Here is an 18,453-nt window from a genome sequence, read left to right as displayed (position 1 = left end):
GCTCTGGCTCTGGCTCTGGCTCTGGCTCTGGCTCTGGCTCTGGCTCTGGCTCTGGCTCTGGCTCTGGCTCTGGCTCTGGAGCAGGCTGCGTCGGGCTGTCCTGTGGCGTCAACTCAGGCTGCGGCTCGTTACGCGGGCCAATTGGCTCCATATCCGGACTATCGGGCCCTATGGTGATGCTTTTGCGCACGGCCTCGGGCTCCGGTTGCGACTGCTCACGGGTAACGGAATCATCATATTGCTGCGAGACCAGCCACCAGGATCCGGCCAGGAGAACCAACGCAAGCGCAGGCCAACGGAGGTTTACTGGCGAGGCAAAAGTGCGCCTGCGCTCGAGCCCATCCGATGCCATGCCCAACCATACGGCGGGCGTTACCCGTTTCAGGCGGGAAAAACTCCCCTGACTGAGGCTGTGTATCTGGGCAAGCTTCCCCGACGCCAACAGCTCCTTGGTATCACCGCCAGCACGGTGGATCCGGGGCTCCAGATAGGAAGCAACTTCTTCTCTGGTCAGTGGGCGAAGATGGATCTGATGAATGCCGGCACCATCACCCGACACGCCGAGCATGTCGAGCAGTTTATCGCTACCGCTGAACACCGGAACCGCTGCCGCCGACCGATCAGCGGCCTCAAAGGCAGCAAACAGAAGCCTGAGCAACTCGGTGGGGGCCCGGTCTGCGTCGTCAATCAGCAATACCATACGCTGACCTTTTCGGGCCCTTATCTCCGACCAGCGAAAAAAGCCATACACTGCATCACGAGCTCCCTCTCCGGGATTCAGCCCTTTGTGGGCAATTGCCAGCAGAGCACGGGCAAGCGCCTGCGTGCTTGTCAGCGCCGCAGCGGGTAGCCGATGGAAGTCGAGACGGGAAGATTCACTTCTTACCAATTCCGCCAGCAGCCGACTTTTTCCAACGCCAACATCACCGGTCAGAAGCAACGCGAGATCACCGAACCCACAAAGATGACGAAGGGTCTCCAGCGCATGGTGTCGGGAGGCGTCAGGGAAAAAAGGCGTCTCCATGTCGAGAGGGTCTGCCCTCAAGCCATATCTTTCCTGGAGTCGCGGAAACAGGCCGCCGCCGTCAAGACTGTTCAGCCCTTCGTCTTTCACTGTCATTCCCTGTAGTGTCCCTGCTCGATACCAGTTCAGACCTCTACGCCGGTCGTGTCACTGCAAAAATTCCGGAGCGTAGCGTCCAGCTTCTGCATGTCCACTGCTTCCGTCACGATTGCATCACCAAGGGAACGCAAAAGCACCAGGCGCAGAGAGCCATCCACATTCTTCTTGTCGACGGCCATCAGTCGCAGAAAATCGTCGGGGTTCATACCCGCCGGGGCCAGTTCCGGAAGATGGGCTCGCTTAATAATGCCAACAGCTCTGGCCCGATCCTCTTCTGTAATCATACCCTGACGCAACGAAAGATCGGCCGCCATCATCATGCCTGTGCCGACAGCCTCACCGTGCAGCCAGTTGCCGTAGCCCGCAAACGTCTCAATCGCATGGCCAAAGGTATGCCCCAGATTCAGAATCGCTCTCAACCCACCTTCTCTTTCATCCTGCGCGACAACTTCCGCCTTGCATGCACATGAACGATAGATCGCTTCCACCAGTGCGGGCGTGTCCAGATCTATAAGCAATGTCATTTCACGCTCAAGCCAGGCGAGAAAATCCTTATCCCGGATCAGCCCATACTTGATCACTTCGGCCAGGCCTGCAGAAATCTCCCTGGGCGGGAGAGTCCGGAGGCTATCAGTGTCAACCAGCACCACTTCCGGTTGGTGAAAGGCGCCGATCATATTCTTGCCAAGGGGATGGTTGATGCCAGTCTTGCCCCCTACTGATGAGTCTACCTGGGAAAGCAGAGTTGTAGGGATCTGGATGAAGGGCACACCCCGTTGATAGGAAGCTGCGGCAAAACCGGTCATATCACCAACCACGCCACCGCCTAGCGCAACCAGCGTTGTTTTTCGGGAGTGACGGTTCTCCAGCAGGCGGTCAAAGATCAGATTCAGCGTCTGCCAATCCTTGTACTTCTCGCCATCAGGAAGCACCACCGCATCCACCTGCTTGCCCGGGAAGCAGGCTCGCGCCGATTCCAGGTATAGTGGCGCGACGGTTTCATTGGTCACGATCATGACCTTAGAGCCTCTGACATACGGGCTCAAATCATAGCTCCCCAGCAGTCCCTGTCCTATAACGATGGGGTAGCTACGATCACCGAGCTCAACTTTGAGCTCCCGCAGTGAATCACGCATGATTTCTGCCTTCTTTACGAATTTGTCTTTTTTGCCGTGGTGTCCTGGGGTTGATTCGGTTGACCAGTTGCCGCACAACCAGCCTGGGGCTCTTGCGGTCGGTAAACATGACTATGTCAGCCAGACGGGAATAAATAGGGTCCCGGATTGCGAACAGGTTTCTGAGCACGGCTTCAGGATCATCATTCTGTAACAGGGGACGATTCCGGTCTCGCCGGGTTCTTTCTACCTGTTGTTCAATAGAGGTTTTCAGGTATACCACGATTGCATCGCGTTTCAGATGCGCGTGGTTTTCCTCTTTCATAACCGCACCGCCTCCGGTTGCCAATACCGTCTGCGGATACTCCGATAACTCTGCCAGCATCGCGGTCTCACGCTGTCGAAAGCCGTCTTCGCCTTCAACATCGAAGATCCATGGAATATTGGCTCCGCACCTTTCTTCAATAATCCTGTCGGAATCAAGAAAGCGAAAGCCCAGCTCCCTGGCCAGCATTCGACCAATCGTGCTTTTGCCTGCCCCCATGGGACCAACCAGGACAATTCGTTTTGGCAACGACATAACTTCCGCTCATCTGTATTCCGGCGGGTGAGAATAGCACAGGGTAACGTTTTCCATAAGTTTCCGAAAATGAACGGGCAAAAAAAACCGCCGTGGTCAGACGGCGGTTTTTTTCTGATGGGCGACAGGATTACTGTATCAGGTCGCTCTTGATGATCTTCGGTGTAATGAAGATCAGCAGCTCGCTGCGCTCGTCGATATGCTCGGTTCGCTTGAACAGACGCCCCAGGTAGGGAATATCGCCCAGGAACGGCGTTTTTGTGGTGGTGGTGGCCACTTCTGACTGGAAGATGCCGCCCAGAACCACCGTCTCACCATTGCCAACAAGAACCTGTGTGGTTACTTCATTTGTATTGATTGACGGAATACCGGCTGTTACCTCACCTCGGGAGTCCTGGTTGACCACCAGATCCATGATGATCTTGTCGTCCGGAGTAATCTGTGGGGTCACCTCAAGAGACAGCGCAGCTTCCTTGAAGGATACCGAAGTCGCACCACTGGAAGAGGCTTCCTGATAAGGAATTTCTTCACCGGACTTGATCTTGGCAGTCTGTCGGTCAGCGGTTACCACGCGTGGCTGGGAAACTACTTCAGCCTGGCCATCACTCTCAAGTGCCGACAACTCCAGATCAACCAGGAAATCGTCGCTTCCCCAACCGATGGCAAAGGAGGACGCCCCCTGACCGCTGACGCCAAGGTCTACAGCCAGAGCACCCGGGAAGGTAATTGTATTGCTGCCACCATTGGCGGCATCGCGAGCCTCGCCAACCGCGCCCTGGGAGCCGCCCACGGAGATTACACTACCATCTCCATTGACATCATAGGCGGCACCGCCCCAGCGCACACCCAGGTTCTCAGCTACGTTTGTCTGCGCCCTGACAATGCGGGCCTCAATAGACACCTGACGTACTGGCACGTCCCAGGTAGACACCAGGCGACGGATCTCATCCAGTTTTTCCGCAGTCTCACGAACGCTGATCGTATTGGTGCGAGCATCCGAGGACACAAACCCACGGGAGGAAATCAGCTCCTCATCTGCTTTGATGAGTGAAACAACATCAGCTGCCTTGGCGTAGTTGACCTGAATGATATCCAGGCGAACCGGCGCAAGTTCAGCGATCTGTTTACTGGTTTCCAGCTCCAGCTTCTCCCGAGCGGCAATCTCGTCTGCGGGAGCCACCAGAAGCACATTACCGATCTGACGCTTGTCCAATCCTTTGGTTTTCAGGATCAGGTCCAGCGCCTGGTCCCAGGGGACATTCTGCAGGCGCAGGGTGATGCTGCCGCTAACGGTATCACTCGCCACCAGGTTGAGGCCGGTAAAGTCGGCAATCAACTGCAGTACCGAACGAACCTCAATGTCCTGGAAGTTGAGCGAGAGCTTGTCACCAGTGTACGGGAATTTCTCTTCACGACGGGACTCTGCCTCTTCCTCCGTCAGTTTTTCCACACTGACGGTGAATTGGGAGCCGGACTGATAGGCGATGTAGTCGTAATTGCCTTGTGGATGGATTTCCACAACAGCACTTCCACCTTCTGTGAAAGTATCAATTCGGGTAACCGGCGTTGCAAAATCAGTTACATCAAGTCTGCGGCGCAGATTATCGGGAACGTTGACACCATCCATCGTTAAACGAATCCGACCGCCCAGCTCGGAGAGATCAACGGGTGTGCTGGCACTCCCCAGATCCACAATCACACGGCCTTCACCATCCTTGCCCCTCCGGAAATCCACACCTGCAAGCCCGTTGCCCGAGGACGAAGCTCGCGACTGCGAACCACTGACCGCAGTCGATGTCGTGGTGGACGAAGTCGTGGTGCCGCTTTCACCGCCGATCGTCACAACGAGACTGTTCTGGTCACGCACTGTTTCGTAGGGAACCAGTTCCGCAAGATTAAAGATCAGGCGGGTACGATCCTTGGTTTCGACAACCGTCATACTCTGGGCATTTCCGCCGCCCAATGAGATATTGCGGCTATCAAGCCCGCTGGAGGTATCCCTGAGGTCTACGGCTATCCTCGCCGGCCTCTCGATAGTATAACCGCTTGGTTCCGGCGGTTGGCCGTCAAACTTGAGCGTCACTTCAACCCGGTCTCCGGATAGCGACGAAAACGACACGTCTTCCAGCGTGACCGCATTGGCCAGGCCGGACAACAACCCAAAAGCAATCACGCCGACGTATACATTGAGTTTTCTGAACATCGCTAGCCTCGACCCCAAACTTTTTTGTTCGTGCATGTTTCTTTCAATACTCATATTGCCGCTCCTTAGCCCTCATTCTCATCCAGCGACAGCGAGCGTGGACGCTCGACCCATCCGCCCCGGCCATTGGGAACGATTTCAATCAGTTCAACCCGGGTTTCGTTAACACCGATGATCCGCCCATAGTTCTGTCCCATGTAGTTGCCTGTGCGCACCCTGTGGATGCCACCTTCGTTATCCCTGATCAGGGCAAAGAGGTTCCCGGAGGTATCGCTCAGGGTGCCGACCATCGACAGCTCCTTGAGATCGAAGTTTTCAAGAACCTCTCTCGGCCGGTCCAGGTCAGGCTCAACATCGCTTACCGGCTCCTGGTCAACCATGGTGAGCTGAACATCAATGGGTGGCTCGAAAGGTGACCGCCGATCGGCGGCCGAATAACTGAACGCCTCGTACGCCTTGAACTCCGGCAGAGGTTCAACGTGCCCCCGGGGCTTTGCCCGAGTCTCTGCCATAAACTTGTCAAGATCAGAAAAGCCATTTCCCTGGGAACACGCTGTCAGGAAAGATACCAGACAAATACCCATCCAGGCTTTTACCGCATGCTGTCTCGCCATGCTCATTCTCCAGCCCGGTAGCGGTAGGTGCGTGCAAGAACCTGCATATTCAGCTGCTCTCCATCACCGCCAGTTGGTGTTATCGTTAAATCGTGCAATGTCACAATACGGGGCAGGCTGGCCACACTGCTGACAAAACTCGCCAGCTCATGGTAAGTGCCCGTCACCCGGATATTGATCGGAAGCTCAGCATAGAAATCCCGCTGCTGCTCACCCTGCAGTTTGACTTCCTGCAGCGCAAGACCGCTGCCCAATGCTGTATTGGTTATATCTTCCAGCAGCCCCGGCACTTCGGTTTCACTGGGAAGCTGTCTTACCAAGGCACCAAAGGTCTCTTCCATTTCTTCCATCTGGGCCTTGAAGACTTCGAGGTTGGCGACCTGATAGGCCTTGTCCTCATAGCGTTTCCGCAGTTCCTGCTCGGTGTTTTCAACCCGTTCAAGCTGGGCATACTGATCCTTGATGAAGAACCAGTAGCCACCACCGAGGATCAGTCCGAAAATGATAAGCACGACAATGGCTTTGACAGGTGCCGGCCAGATACCGGCGTTATTGACATCCAGGTCGTTAATATCAAATTCGTTAAGGCTTTTGAGTGAGTCCGCGAGGCTCATTACTTATCCTCCCCTTCGGGCTCTGGTGTTTGTTGCTGTACCGACAGGTTGAACTGACTGTAGCCAGCACGGGCACTATCGGCAGCAGCGACGTTAGAAAGATTAGGGTCATCGAACCAGTCAGACTCTTCAAAACGCCTCATCAGAGACGATATGCGGCTATTGGACTCCGACATACCGACAATATTCACTCGCTCACCCGTCTTTTGGAGGTTGGTGTAGTAGAGGCCATCCGGCAGTGTGCGAACCAACTCATCAAAGACTCGCACGATAACCGGGCGCTTGCCCTGAAGATCCTGAATAACCTGCATGCGGGAAAGAAGCTCATCACGCTTGCGCTTGAGGTTCTCAATCTCTTTGATCTGCTTGTCCAGTTGCTTTGTTGCGGTCTCGATGTACGCGTTCCTGGATTCCTGATAGGCAATGCGATTGTCCATGTCGGTTTTCCAGAGGAATACAAGGCCACCTGCAATTATGGCCGCGCCCAGAATCATGACTACAAACTGCTTCTGCTTCTCTGCCCGGAGTTCTTCGCGCCAGGGTCTGAGGTTAATCTTTGCCATCAGTCAAAGCTCCTCATTGCCAGCCCACAGGCAATCATGAGTGAGGGCGCATCGTTACTCAGCGAAGATGCATTCACTCTCGAACCTACCGCCATATCCGCAAAGGGATTTGCAACCAGCGTCGGCGTGCCTGTCTTTTCTTCGACCATTTCTGTCAGCCCCTGGATAGATGCCGTACCGCCAGCCAGAACCACGTAGTCAACCGCATTGTATTGGCTTGCGCCAAAGAAAAACTGCAGTGCCCTGGCCACCTGTTGGACGACTGCTTCACGAAAAGGTGTAAGCACTTCGGTCTCGTAATCGTCAGGCAGGCCACCCTGCTTCTTGGCCAGGCCAGCCTCCTCAAGTGAGAGGCCGTAACGACGCTGAATTTCTTCCGTGAGCTGCTTGCCCCCGAAGATCTGTTCGCGGGTATAAACCGTCCTGCCTTCCGCCAACACGCTGAGCGTGGTCATGGTTGCGCCAATGTCGACAATTGCCACGACCAGCTCTTCGCCCTGGGAGTCAAGCTGGGGCTCAATAAGCGCGTAGGCACGCTCAAGGGCGTAGGCTTCCACATCTACGATTTTCGTTGTCAGCGAGGCAATCTCGAGAGCATCTTCGCGAATATCGACATTTTCTTTGCGACATGCAGCAAGAAGCACATCAACCTGATCCGGATTGGATTCCGACGGCCCCTGTACTTCGAAGTCGATTGCCACCTCATCCAGTGGATACGGAATGTACTGGTCAGCCTCCAGCGTGATCTGGTCTTCCATCTCGAATTCGTTAAGGCCGCCATCCATCTGAATCAGCTTGGTAATAACGGCCGAACCGGAGACAGCTACCGCCACCTGTTTGACACTGGTACGGGACTTGGATGCAACGCGTTTAAGCACCTCACCCACCGCCTCGACATCCGTAATGTTTTTCTCTACAACAGCGTTTGCCGGCAAAGGCTCAACCGCGTAGCTCTCGACCTTGTAGCGGTCGCCCTGCTTTGATAATTCCAGAAGCTTGACCGAGCTGGAACTGATATCCACACCTAGTACTGCACTGGATTTTTTTCCGAACAATCCGAACACGCGCTCACCCTATACCTGGTTACATGCACCGGGTTATGAAAACTCCTTACGGAGCCCTTTCATATGTGTTTTTTATTTAAGAGAATTTCTTCAGTTTTCCGTCTACAATGCTCATTCTTCTTTAATTGAGAAGCATTGCACCCGTGAAGGGAGTCCCCTTCCTAAAGCAATTTCTCAAATGATAGACCTATATCCAACAGTTGTCAGAAAAAAATGTCTCATTTGTTGCGTACATCTCGCCTGTTTGCATGGCTTTTTCTCACTGGATTCAGTCTCGCCACAATCGTGGCGTCAGGATTCTACCTATATCTCCGTCCCGGATTGCCTCCTGTCGAGCAACTCCTGGACATCAAGCTGCAAACCCCTTTAAGGGTCTTCAGCGCAGACGACAAATTAATAGCAGAATTCGGTGAAAAGAGAAGGGCACCAGTCACAATCGAACAGATCCCTACAATTCAGTTACATGCCTTCCTTGCAGCCGAAGACGCCCGTTTCTACGAACACTTCGGGGTCGACTTTAAAGGCCTGATGCGGGCTGCCATCGAACTGGTCTCGACCGGAGAGATCCAATCCGGGGGCAGCACAATCACAATGCAGGTTGCAAAAAATTACTTTTTGTCACGCGACAGGACGTTTATCCGCAAGTTCAACGAGATACTTCTGGCTCTTCAGATTGAGCGTGAACTGGATAAAAACCGGATTCTGGAGCTTTACCTCAACAAGATTTACCTGGGCAATCGAGCCTACGGCATTGTTGCCGCTGCACAGGTCTATTACGACAAGCAGGTAAACGAACTGTCACTCGCCGAAATGGCCATGCTGGCCGGCCTGCCCAAGGCACCCTCGGCCTACAACCCCCTTGCCGACCCTCGTCGCGCAGAAGTTCGCAGGAACTGGATACTCAGCCGCATGCGTGATCTTGAGTACATCACACAAGACGCCTATGAGCTGGCGTCCAGCGCTCCACTGACGGCAAGCTTCAACGCTCCTTCCACCGAAGTGGATGCTGATTACGTTGCGGAAATGGCCAGAGCCGAGATGGTCAGACGTTTCGGAGATGCAGCCTATACTGATGGTTACATCGTGAAACTCACCGTGGACAGTCAAAAGCAGCGCGAAGCTACTCTGGCACTGAGGAGAGGTCTGGAGGAGTATGATCGGCGCCATGGTTTTCGCGGTCCGATTGGTCAGGTAGAAGAGAGCGAGCTGGCGCCAGACAACCTCAAAAACCTGATGGCGAATTACCCACAGGTCGCTGAACTCGTCCCTGCCGTTGTCACGGAAGTGCGGGACGAAGACAACGAAGTCGACCTGTACGCCCGCAAGCTGGGCAAGTCGGTCATGGCATTCAATACCATGACCTGGGCAAAACGGCACAAGACCGAGAATCTTACCGGTCCCGAGCCAGAAAGACCTTCTGACGTTGTTGCACCGGGCGATATTGTCTACGTAAAACCCATGGTTATCATGACACCCGAGCGGCCAGCTGAAACCGGTGAGAGCGATTCAGGAGAGAGTGAAGACTCACCAAGGATGGAGATTCCCGAGATCCGGCGTGTTGCCCTCTCGCAGGTACCCAAGGTCCAGGGCGCGCTGATATCACTCAACGCCAAGACCGGCGCCATCGAGGCCCTCGCCGGAGGCTACAGCTTCAGCCAGAACAAGTACAACCGGGCAACCCAGGCGCAGCGGCAGCCGGGTTCAACATTCAAGCCATTCCTCTACCTCAGCGCCCTTGAGCAGGGAATGACGCCGGCAACGATCTATAACGACGCCCCCATTGTCTTCGACGACTCCGAGCTGGAGACCACTTGGCGCCCGCAGAATTCCTCGGGACAGTTCTACGGTCCCACTCGGCTCCGGGAGGCCCTCTATCGATCAAGAAACCTTGTTTCCGTGCGTCTTCTGAGAGATCTCGGAATACAGAACACCATTGATTACCTGGATCAGCTCCGGATTCCCACAGAAAACATGCAGAAGGACCTTTCCCTATCACTGGGGAGCGGGCTGCTGACTCCCATGGACCTGGCTCGTGGCTTCGCCGTTATCGCAAATGGCGGCTATGACGTGGAACCGTACCTCGTAAACAGCATTTCTGACGTCAATGATGAGAAGTTGTTCGAGGCACCGAAGGTTATCCTTTGTGACGAGAACTGCGAGCAGGTTCAGCAAGATATTGACGAGGAAGACCGCAACGCCCGTGTTGCAAGAAGGCTCGCGGATGAGCGCTCTGTGTACATCCTGCACTCCATGATGCGGGACGTTATCAGTCTGGGCACGGGAAGACGGGCCCTGGCGCTGGGCAGGGAAGATATCAGTGGCAAAACAGGCACCACCAATGAACAGCGCGACACCTGGTTTGGCGGATTCAACCACGACATTGCCACCACGGTATGGGTCGGTTTCGACCAACCACAGCCTCTTGGCCGCCGCGAATTTGGTGCTAGCACAGCCTTGCCAGTGTGGCTCGATTATATGGAGGTTGCCCTGGAGGGCCAGCCCCCTTCTCTGATGCCAAGACCCAACGGGATCGTCAATATCCGCATCGACCCTGAAACCGGTAAGCGCGCACGCCCCGGGCAGGAAGGTGCAATGTTTGAACTGTTCAGAGAGGAGGATGCACCCCCTCCCCTGGACACTCAGGAAGAATCTGCCGGTGGCAGCGAGAACGGAGATGACGGAGGTCTGTCCAGACAGATTTTCTGATCTCTCTGGCAGACACTGTCTAACAACCATAAAAAAACCGGCGGTTTTCACTCCGCCGGTTTTTTTATTGCCTGAAAGCCTGGAACAGCTATATCAGATGATATCGTCCATCGACTTCAGCGGATAATGGGCAGGATAGCCATTGCGCGCAACACCCGAGTCAACCGCTGCACGAGCAACTGCAGCTGGAACGACTTCCAGCAGGCGCACATCCATTGGCTTGGGAATAATGTACTCCCGGCCAAACTCGAAGCTTGCAACGTCGTAGGCTTCGCAGATTTCCTGCGGCACCGGCTCTTTCGCCAATTCGCGGATTGCGTGGACTGCCGCCACTTTCATTTCTTCGTTGATCGCAGTGGCCCGCACGTCCAATGCACCACGGAAGATGAACGGGAAGCCCAGCACGTTGTTCACCTGGTTCGGGTAGTCGGACCGACCTGTTGCCATGATCAGATCATCACGCGTTGCCAGTGCCACTTCCGGGCTGATCTCAGGGTCCGGATTGGAGCAGGCGAATACGATCGGATTTGGCGCCATCAACTTGAGCTGCTCAGCACTTAGCAGGTCCGGGCCTGAAAGACCAAGGAATACGTCCGCACCGTCCATCGCATCGTCAAGCGTGCGCTTGTCTGTGTCATTGGCGAACATGGCCTTGTACTGGTTCAGATCATCACGACCAGAGTGGATAACACCCTTGCGATCCAGCATGAAGATGTTCTCGGAGCGCACACCGCAACTGATCAAAAGCTTCATGCAAGCGATCGCCGCAGCACCGGCGCCGAGACAGACAATCTTGGCTTCCTCAATCTTCTTACCCTGAAGCTCAAGAGCATTAATCATGCCCGCAGCCGTCACAATGGCGGTGCCGTGCTGATCATCGTGGAAGATGGGTACTTTGCACTTCTCAATCAAGGCCCGTTCAATCTCAAAACACTCAGGTGCCTTGATGTCTTCCAGGTTGATGCCACCGAAGGTATCGGCAATCCGCTCAACGGTTTCAATAAACGCCTGGGGGCTTTCGGAATTGACCTCGATATCGAATACGTCAATGCCGGCAAAGCGCTTGAACAGTACGCCTTTGCCTTCCATTACCGGCTTGCTCGCCAGGGGACCGAGGTTGCCCAGACCAAGAATTGCGGAACCATCAGAAATGACGGCCACAAGATTACCCTTGGCTGTATATTTGTACGCATTCTCTGGGTCCTTCGCGATCTCGCGGACCGGCTCGGCAACCCCGGGACTGTACGCCAGCGAAAGATCGCGGGAGGTCTTGGTGGGCTTGGTGATTTCAACACTCAGCTTACCAGGCCGCGGCTTGGCGTGATATTCAAGGGCTGCTTCTTTCAGATCTTGAGACATTGCCACTGTTCCGTTTGTCACGTTTAAGAGGTATTAAACCACTGGACCAAGCCCAGCGGAGCGCGACATTATGGCGCGAAGGTCCGCATCAGACAAGGCCCGTCTGGCCAATTAACAATCAGTCAATACGGCTTTTTGCGTATACACCCACAATTCCTGCCGCGAATAAGGCAATCGACGGGTATAAAAAAAGCGCCTTACAAGGCGCTTTTTCAACGTCGATACCCGGATCAGGCTTTCTTGCCGCCGATACGACCACCGAAACGCTTCTGGAAGCGATCGATACGGCCGCCAGTATCCATAACTTTCTGCTTGCCCGTGTAGAACGGGTGGCACTGTGAACATACATCCAGCTGAAGATCCTGAGTGTAAGTCGAACGTGTTTTGAATGTGTTACCGCAGGAGCAGGTAGCGGTAATCTCTTCGTACTTGGGGTGGATACCTTCTTTCATGGCGAACCTCGTCAGGTCATGCCGCTACCAGATCACGGGAGCAGAAAAAGCTCCAGGTGTCAGGCACCGCATGTTTGAATCAATTGAGAAGACGGGGCACAATCATGCCCTGCCGGAAACAGACCGCGAATCTTACTTGCAATTACGGTATCAGGCAAGCCCCGAGCCGTCATATCATCCCGCACAGACACGGGACACGCCGGATTGCAGGCAGAATACAGAATAGACAGATACCGTGACACCCTCACCCCCATGGAGCCACATGTGCCCCGAACCGCGCGCATAGCATTGAATCGCCCTATCCGGCGGCTGTTTGACTATCTGGTACCAGACCACATCACACTGCAGCAGGGGCAGCGAGTGACGGTGCCATTCGGACGGCAATCCGCCACCGGCCTGGTTGTCGAGACAGACGCCCCACCTCCAGAAGGCATTACACTCAAGCCCGTGAGGTCCGCCTGTGAGGAATGGCCGGCACTGCCAACAGAAACGTTCAAGCTATTGAGCTGGGCATCCGACTACTATCAGCACCCACTGGGCGAATGTCTGTTTACGGCGTTGCCACCCGCCCTTCGCCGTGGAAGGCCTGCAGCAGAAAAGCAGGAGGCCTACTGGCAGGCCTTTGGCGACCCGGCCTCGCTGCCAGGCAACGCCAAACGCCAGAAAGAGCTTATGGCCTGGCTGCAACAGCAGTGTGGAAGCGCAAGCAGCAAACAGATCGTTAGGGCCGGCTTCACCCAGTCGCAGATCAGGAGCCTTCACCTCAAGGGACTGATTTGCGAGGCGCCTCAACCCAGTCCCGCCGGCGTACCGGAAGAAGTCCGAAGCCGGATTCCGAAGCTCTCTCAGGCGCAACTGGATGCAGCAGTTCAGCTTCCTGCGCCGGAGAACGGCTTTGCCGCTTCCCTGTTGTTTGGAATCACCGGTAGCGGTAAAACCGAGCTTTACCTTTATTACCTGAAACATTATCTGGGCGACAGGGACCAGGCACTGGTGCTTGTGCCGGAAATCAACCTGACCCCGCAGACCGTTGCCCGATTCCAGCATTACTTCGGTTCACGCATTGCCGTGTGGCATTCGGCATTGAACGATGGGGAGCGACTGTCCACCTGGCTGAAAATCCGCAATGGCGAGCCAGTCATACTTATCGGAACCCGCTCAGCAGTGTTGTTACCTTTCACAGGCCTGAGAACCATCGTCGTGGATGAAGAGCACGACAGCTCCTACAAACAGGGTGAGGGTTTCCGCTATTCAGGGCGGGACACTGCGGTCTATCGCGCACACCTCAACAACTGCCCTGTGATCCTGGGCTCAGCCACTCCATCCATGGAGTCTTACCATAACGCCCTTACCGGCAAGTATTCCCTGGTGAAGCTGGAAGAGCGGGCGGGCAACGCCAACCCGCCTCATATAAAACTCCTGGATATCCGCAGCCGACCATTGGAAGGCGGATTGTCCCGCCCTGCTCTGCAGGCTATCGAAAAACGTCTTCAGGAAGGCCAGCAGGCACTGGTATTTGTGAATCGCAGAGGGTTTGCGCCGGCGATGATGTGTTTCGACTGCGGACATATGGTCGAATGCCCCCGGTGCGATACGCGGCTCACCTATCACCGCCGTGACCGCGCCATGCGCTGCCATCATTGTGATTTCCAGGCCGCCGCCACGGACCACTGCCCCAAATGCAACAGTGACGCCTTCAAGCCGGTTGGCCAGGGTACGGAGCGGACTGAAGATATCCTGACAACACAGTTCCCTGACACACCCGTGGTACGGGTGGACCGTGACAGCACTCAGCGCAAGGGCAGCATCCAGAGCATCCTCAAGAAGGTGAACAGTGGGCGCCCCTGCATTCTTGTGGGCACTCAGATGCTGGCCAAGGGCCACGACTTCCCGAATGTCACACTGGTGGTCGTGGTCAATGCTGACGGCGGATTATTCAGCGTGGACTTTCGCGCTCCTGAACAACTGATACAGACCCTGCTGCAGGTCAGTGGACGGGCAGGACGCGGGGAAAAAGCCGGCGAAGTGCTGATCCAGACCTGCCACAGCGACCATCCTCTGCTGGGAACACTTGCCCAGGGGAATTACTTGCCAATCGCAAGCCAGCTACTCGCCGAGCGGGAAAGCAGCCTTCTCCCCCCGTACCGGACGATGGCAATTTTCCGCGTCGAAGCAAGCACTATGGAAATGAGCCTCAATCTGCTTGACGACATCAAATTGAAGGCAGTGCACAGCAATATCGAGACCTGGGGACCACTGCCCGCAATCATTGCGCGGCGGGCGGATCGACACAGAGCCCAACTGGTATTGGTCTCAAAGAGCAGAACGCGGCTTAACCGACAATTGGCAAGTCTTTGCGAGGGACTCGACCTAATGAAACTCCCCCGAGACATAAGATGGGCAATCGATGTTGACCCATTGGAAACCGGATAAACCTCACTAACTGTGAAACCGAGCGCCTTTTTTTGCAATATTTTACAACCAGCACCGCCACGGAACAGCATTCGGCGGCCGAATGCTGCTAGTATTTCCATGTCATAGTGGGCTTGGTGTATGCGCTGAAAACAGTCGGCACCCAGGCGAGAAATAAAAAACGACACAGAAAACTGGAGTTTCCAATGTCAGGGACGCTAATCGGTAAACACCTGCCCATCGCTTTATCGGCTCTTCTTATGACCGCCTGCGGTGGTGACGACACTTCCCAGCCACTCGCTGATGGGAGCGACCCTACTGCCCTTGCCGAAGGTGGTGCCTGGTCCACCCCATTGGTCGATGGCACCAACGGCTCCTCAGACAGCCTGCAGGGCGTAAACGATGGTGGCAACACCGGACTGAGACCCGGCGTGTATTTAACCGCCATTGCATCGGACAATGGTAACTCCGATGAGGCGATCACGTGGATCAGTGGTTCAGGGCAATTTGCGACAGCCATTAATGCGGTCAACTCCGTATTCGGAACAATCGAAGCAGAATCTGATGACGTCCAGTTCGGAGGAAGTGCCGCAAACCTGTTCTATACTGATCAATGGAATAGAGCCGAGGGCTCTGTAAGCGGTATCGTGGAGGATTCGCAGAGCCTCAGCTACACAATCAGCGGGGAATATAATGCCAATGCAATCCTGGTGAGACTGGTTGACCTGAGCAACGAACCCATTTCGCTGAGCATTCTCTCAAAATCCTATCTTTCGCTCGACCAGACTACCAGCTTCACCATCGGCAGCCAGGGTGGACTCTCAGGCTCTGATTCTACAGGCTGCGTCTTCGATGGGCAGGTCTCTATCCAGGCCTCAAACATCAACGTATTCGATGTCACCTTCGATGCCACCAACTGTGGAGCCACCCCCACCTCGTCACCATCCGAACGTAATGGAAGGTATACCGGGGTTGGCTCCTACAACAGCACTGATCTCATGATAAGCTTCATGAGCGCAAACAATACGGTGATTCTGCCTTTCCAGGGAGACTGAGACAGCCCTAACGCCGTGGATTGCTCTTTCTCCAATGGGCAATCCACGGAAGAAACAGGATTGTCATTGCGCAGCATAATTTGAGTCGCCCGCGCCTTTCCGCGATAATAGCGCCCTTCGATTCTGCGGCAGGCCCCTTGCCGCCGTTCTCCAATTCTCTTGTAAACCGAGTCATCCGACAGCATGAAAGAGACCGTATCCGAACTGCTCCAGTCTGCGCTGGCGACCCTTCAATCCGAGGGCACCCTGCCCGCAGACCAGACGTTTACACCACAGATTGGCAACACCAAAGACAAATCCCATGGTGACTACGCCTGCAATATTGCCCTGGTCGCTTCCAAGGCAGCGGGTTGCCCGCCGCGAAAGCTGGCAGAGGCCCTGGTGGAACGCCTCCCTGAAAGCAGTGCTGTCGAGAAGGTGGAGATTGCAGGGCCAGGCTTTATCAACTTTTTCATGAGCACAGCCAGCGCCTTTGAGGTCGTCAACACGATTCTTGATGAAGCCGGGGAGTACGGTCGGAACAAGAACGGCAAAGGCGAGAAGGTCCAGGTGGAGTTTGTCTCAGCCAACCCCACCGGCCCCCTGCACGTGGGCCACGGCCGTGGTGCAGCAATTGGCGACTGCCTGAGCCGACTGCTGGAAGCCAATGGCTACGACGTTACCCGAGAATTTTATTACAACGACGCCGGTGCCCAGATCAACAACCTGGCGCTTTCCGTTCAATCGCGGGTAAAAGGACTGACACCGGAAGACGAAAACTGGCCCGCCGACGGTTACCGTGGCGCCTACATTACCGATGTCGCCAATGCCTATATGGCCGGAGAAACCGTCACTGCCGATGATCGGGAAGTCACAGGCAAGGCCGACCCGGAGAATCAGCAAGCCATTCAGGAGTTTGCCGTTGCTTACCTGCGCCGTGAGCAGGACCTGGATCTGAAAGCATTTGGCGTGACATTCGACGTGTATTTCCTGGAGTCATCCCTCTACGAGGATGGCAAGGTGGAACAGACTGTCGAGCGCCTCCAGCAAAATGGCTATACCTACGAATACGAAGGCGCCATATGGCTGAAAACCACCGAATTTGGCGACGACAAAGACCGTGTGATGCGCAAGAAAGATGGTGGCTACACCTACTTCCTGCCTGACGTGGCCTATCACCTGGACAAGTGGCAGCGTGGTTTTACCACTGTCATCAACGAACAGGGTGCGGACCATCACTCCACCGTCACCCGGGTTCGCGCCGGCCTGCAGGCTCTGAAAGCCGGCATTCCCGAGGGCTGGCCCGACTACGTGCTTCATCAGATGGTCATGGTGACCCGCTCAGGCCAGGAAGTAAAAATCTCCAAACGCGCCGGCAGCTACGTAACCGTCCGTGACCTGATTGACGAAGTGGGACGGGACGCGACCCGCTTTTTCCTGGCCGCACGACGCGTGGACTCCCAGTTGACCTTTGATATCGACCTGGCCCGCTCCCAGACCAATGAAAATCCGGTCTATTACATCCAGTATGCCCATGCGCGCATTTGCAGTGTACTGAGAAAACTGAAAGAAGAAGGGGTTGAACGCGGTTTGAACGAATGCGTCGGGGATCTGGCCCTATTGACGCTTGACGAAGAAAAGGACCTGGCCAACCAGTTGGCAAAGTTTCCAGAGTTGATCGAGAGCTCGGCCAGACTTCGGGAACCACACCATCTCGCGCATTACCTCCGGGACCTTGCCGGCCAGTTCCATACCTATTACAACGCCCACAAGGTACTGATTGAGAATACCGCTGTCCGGGATGCCCGGATATCGCTGTATCTCGCCATCAGGCAGGTAATTGCCAATGGCCTGGACCTCCTTGGGGTAAGTGCACCGGAAGAGATGTAGCGCTCAGGCCTGCAGGCACCAGACCTGAACATCCAGACAAGCAACAGGAAACCATCCGGCCATGTCCCGAGATTATGCCCGCAAATCCAGGCCAACCAGCCAATCGGCAACACCGACAAAGGCCAACAAGCCGGTGCGGAAGAAAAACAAGTCCGCCAGGCGCCCTGCGGCGGCAAAATCACAACATGGCGGGCTTTCACTGCGCTGGATTCTGTCTCTGGCTGCGGTTGGTGGGTTCATCGGCTTTATCGCCTACCTCAACTCACTGCCAACAACGGAACCACGATCAGGAAGTAAAACTGAAACCGTTCAACCGCCGGTGGCCAAAGAGAAAACGCCGGAAACAGCCAGTGAAGAAAAACCGGGATTTCGCTTCTACGATATGCTGCCCGACTCCGAAGTGGTTCCGCCAGAGGTGGAGGAATACACCCCAGGGCCCAGCCAACAGACTTTCGATTACCTGGTGCAGACCGGTTCATTCCGAAAACAGGAAGATGCAGAAAGACAGCGGGCCGAAATTGCCTTCCAGGGTCTGCGTGCTCAAGTAAAGCGCATCGACCTCGACAGTGGCAGCACCTGGTATCGTGTCAATGTGGGCCCGTTTAGCTCACGTAGCCAGATGAACGCAGCCATCGACAAACTGGTTAACCTGAACATCCAGCCACTGGTGCGGAAAATCCCCAAGGAGGGCTGAACAGCCCTCCTGTTTCTCTGTTGTCTCCAG

General features: G+C 55.2%; 15 protein-coding genes. 5 read left to right on the top strand and 10 right to left on the bottom strand.

Annotated elements, in window-relative coordinates; genetic code table 11:
• The 8 genes from QPM17_RS19760 to QPM17_RS19725 all read right to left on the bottom strand — a co-directional run.
• Positions 1–1,120 (bottom strand): ATP-binding protein (locus QPM17_RS19760; protein ID WP_285393123.1); only part of this gene is annotated, 1,120 nt, incomplete at its 3' end.
• Between the two features lie 29 nt (positions 1,121–1,149).
• A complete protein-coding gene (gene aroB, locus QPM17_RS19755) occupies positions 1,150–2,259 on the bottom strand; it encodes a 3-dehydroquinate synthase (protein ID WP_285393122.1) in 1,110 nt (369 codons plus the stop codon).
• Positions 2,252–2,818, bottom strand: coding sequence for a shikimate kinase AroK (gene aroK / locus QPM17_RS19750; RefSeq protein WP_285393120.1), 567 nt, complete (start codon positions 2,816–2,818; stop codon positions 2,252–2,254). Before aroK ends, aroB begins: the two co-directional genes overlap by 8 nt.
• A gap of 130 nt (positions 2,819–2,948) precedes the next feature.
• The gene (locus tag QPM17_RS19745; RefSeq protein WP_285393218.1) at positions 2,949–5,021 is read right to left on the bottom strand and encodes a type IV pilus secretin PilQ; all 2,073 of its coding nucleotides are present in this window, start codon (positions 5,019–5,021) and stop codon (positions 2,949–2,951) included.
• Between the two features lie 65 nt (positions 5,022–5,086).
• Positions 5,087–5,635 carry a pilus assembly protein PilP gene (locus tag QPM17_RS19740; RefSeq protein ID WP_285393118.1) on the bottom strand — a complete coding sequence of 183 codons (549 nt, stop codon included), beginning with the start codon at positions 5,633–5,635 and terminating at the stop codon, positions 5,087–5,089.
• A 2-nt stretch (positions 5,636–5,637) separates the two neighbouring features.
• A complete protein-coding gene (locus QPM17_RS19735) occupies positions 5,638–6,249 on the bottom strand; it encodes a type IV pilus inner membrane component PilO (RefSeq protein WP_285393116.1) in 612 nt (203 codons plus the stop codon).
• Positions 6,249–6,812 carry a PilN domain-containing protein gene (locus QPM17_RS19730; RefSeq protein WP_285393115.1) on the bottom strand — a complete coding sequence of 188 codons (564 nt, stop codon included), beginning with the start codon at positions 6,810–6,812 and terminating at the stop codon, positions 6,249–6,251. Before QPM17_RS19730 ends, QPM17_RS19735 begins: the two co-directional genes overlap by 1 nt.
• Positions 6,812–7,876, bottom strand: a complete 1,065-nt coding sequence (locus QPM17_RS19725; RefSeq protein WP_285393113.1) for a pilus assembly protein PilM — start codon at positions 7,874–7,876, stop codon at positions 6,812–6,814. The genes QPM17_RS19730 and QPM17_RS19725 overlap by 1 nt, the downstream gene beginning before the upstream one ends.
• Positions 7,877–8,089: 213 nt before the next feature.
• On the opposite strand from QPM17_RS19725, the gene QPM17_RS19720 reads away from it, so the two are divergent.
• Positions 8,090–10,582 (top strand): penicillin-binding protein 1A, encoded by a 2,493-nt coding sequence (locus tag QPM17_RS19720; RefSeq protein WP_285393111.1) that lies wholly within the window; start codon positions 8,090–8,092, stop codon positions 10,580–10,582.
• A 93-nt stretch (positions 10,583–10,675) separates the two neighbouring features.
• Here QPM17_RS19720 and QPM17_RS19715 read toward each other — a convergent pair whose 3' ends face one another.
• Both QPM17_RS19715 and rpmE read right to left on the bottom strand, forming a co-directional pair.
• Positions 10,676–11,941 (bottom strand): malic enzyme-like NAD(P)-binding protein, encoded by a 1,266-nt coding sequence (locus tag QPM17_RS19715; RefSeq protein ID WP_285393109.1) that lies wholly within the window; start codon positions 11,939–11,941, stop codon positions 10,676–10,678.
• Positions 11,942–12,171: 230 nt separating this feature from the next.
• Positions 12,172–12,393, bottom strand: a complete 222-nt coding sequence (gene rpmE, locus QPM17_RS19710) for a 50S ribosomal protein L31 (RefSeq protein ID WP_285393107.1) — start codon at positions 12,391–12,393, stop codon at positions 12,172–12,174.
• Between the two features lie 252 nt (positions 12,394–12,645).
• On the opposite strand from rpmE, the gene QPM17_RS19705 reads away from it, so the two are divergent.
• From QPM17_RS19705 to QPM17_RS19690, 4 genes are all read left to right on the top strand, one after another.
• Positions 12,646–14,826 carry a primosomal protein N' gene (locus QPM17_RS19705; RefSeq protein ID WP_285393216.1) on the top strand — a complete coding sequence of 727 codons (2,181 nt, stop codon included), beginning with the start codon at positions 12,646–12,648 and terminating at the stop codon, positions 14,824–14,826.
• Positions 14,827–14,942: 116 nt separating this feature from the next.
• The gene (locus tag QPM17_RS19700; protein WP_285393105.1) at positions 14,943–15,860 is read left to right on the top strand and encodes a hypothetical protein; all 918 of its coding nucleotides are present in this window, start codon (positions 14,943–14,945) and stop codon (positions 15,858–15,860) included.
• 183 nt (positions 15,861–16,043) lie between these two features.
• Entirely contained in the window at positions 16,044–17,729 is a 1,686-nt protein-coding gene (gene argS / locus QPM17_RS19695; RefSeq protein WP_285393103.1) for an arginine--tRNA ligase, read from the top strand.
• Between the two features lie 61 nt (positions 17,730–17,790).
• Positions 17,791–18,423 (top strand): SPOR domain-containing protein, encoded by a 633-nt coding sequence (locus QPM17_RS19690; protein ID WP_285393101.1) that lies wholly within the window; start codon positions 17,791–17,793, stop codon positions 18,421–18,423.
• Positions 18,424–18,453: the final 30 nt, after the last annotated feature.

Source organism: Marinobacter azerbaijanicus, from assembly GCF_030250645.1.
GTDB classification, from domain to species: domain Bacteria; phylum Pseudomonadota; class Gammaproteobacteria; order Pseudomonadales; family Oleiphilaceae; genus Marinobacter; species Marinobacter azerbaijanicus.
The sequence above is the reverse complement of the archived record's forward strand: the minus strand, read 5'-3'. Positions and strand labels throughout refer to the sequence as shown.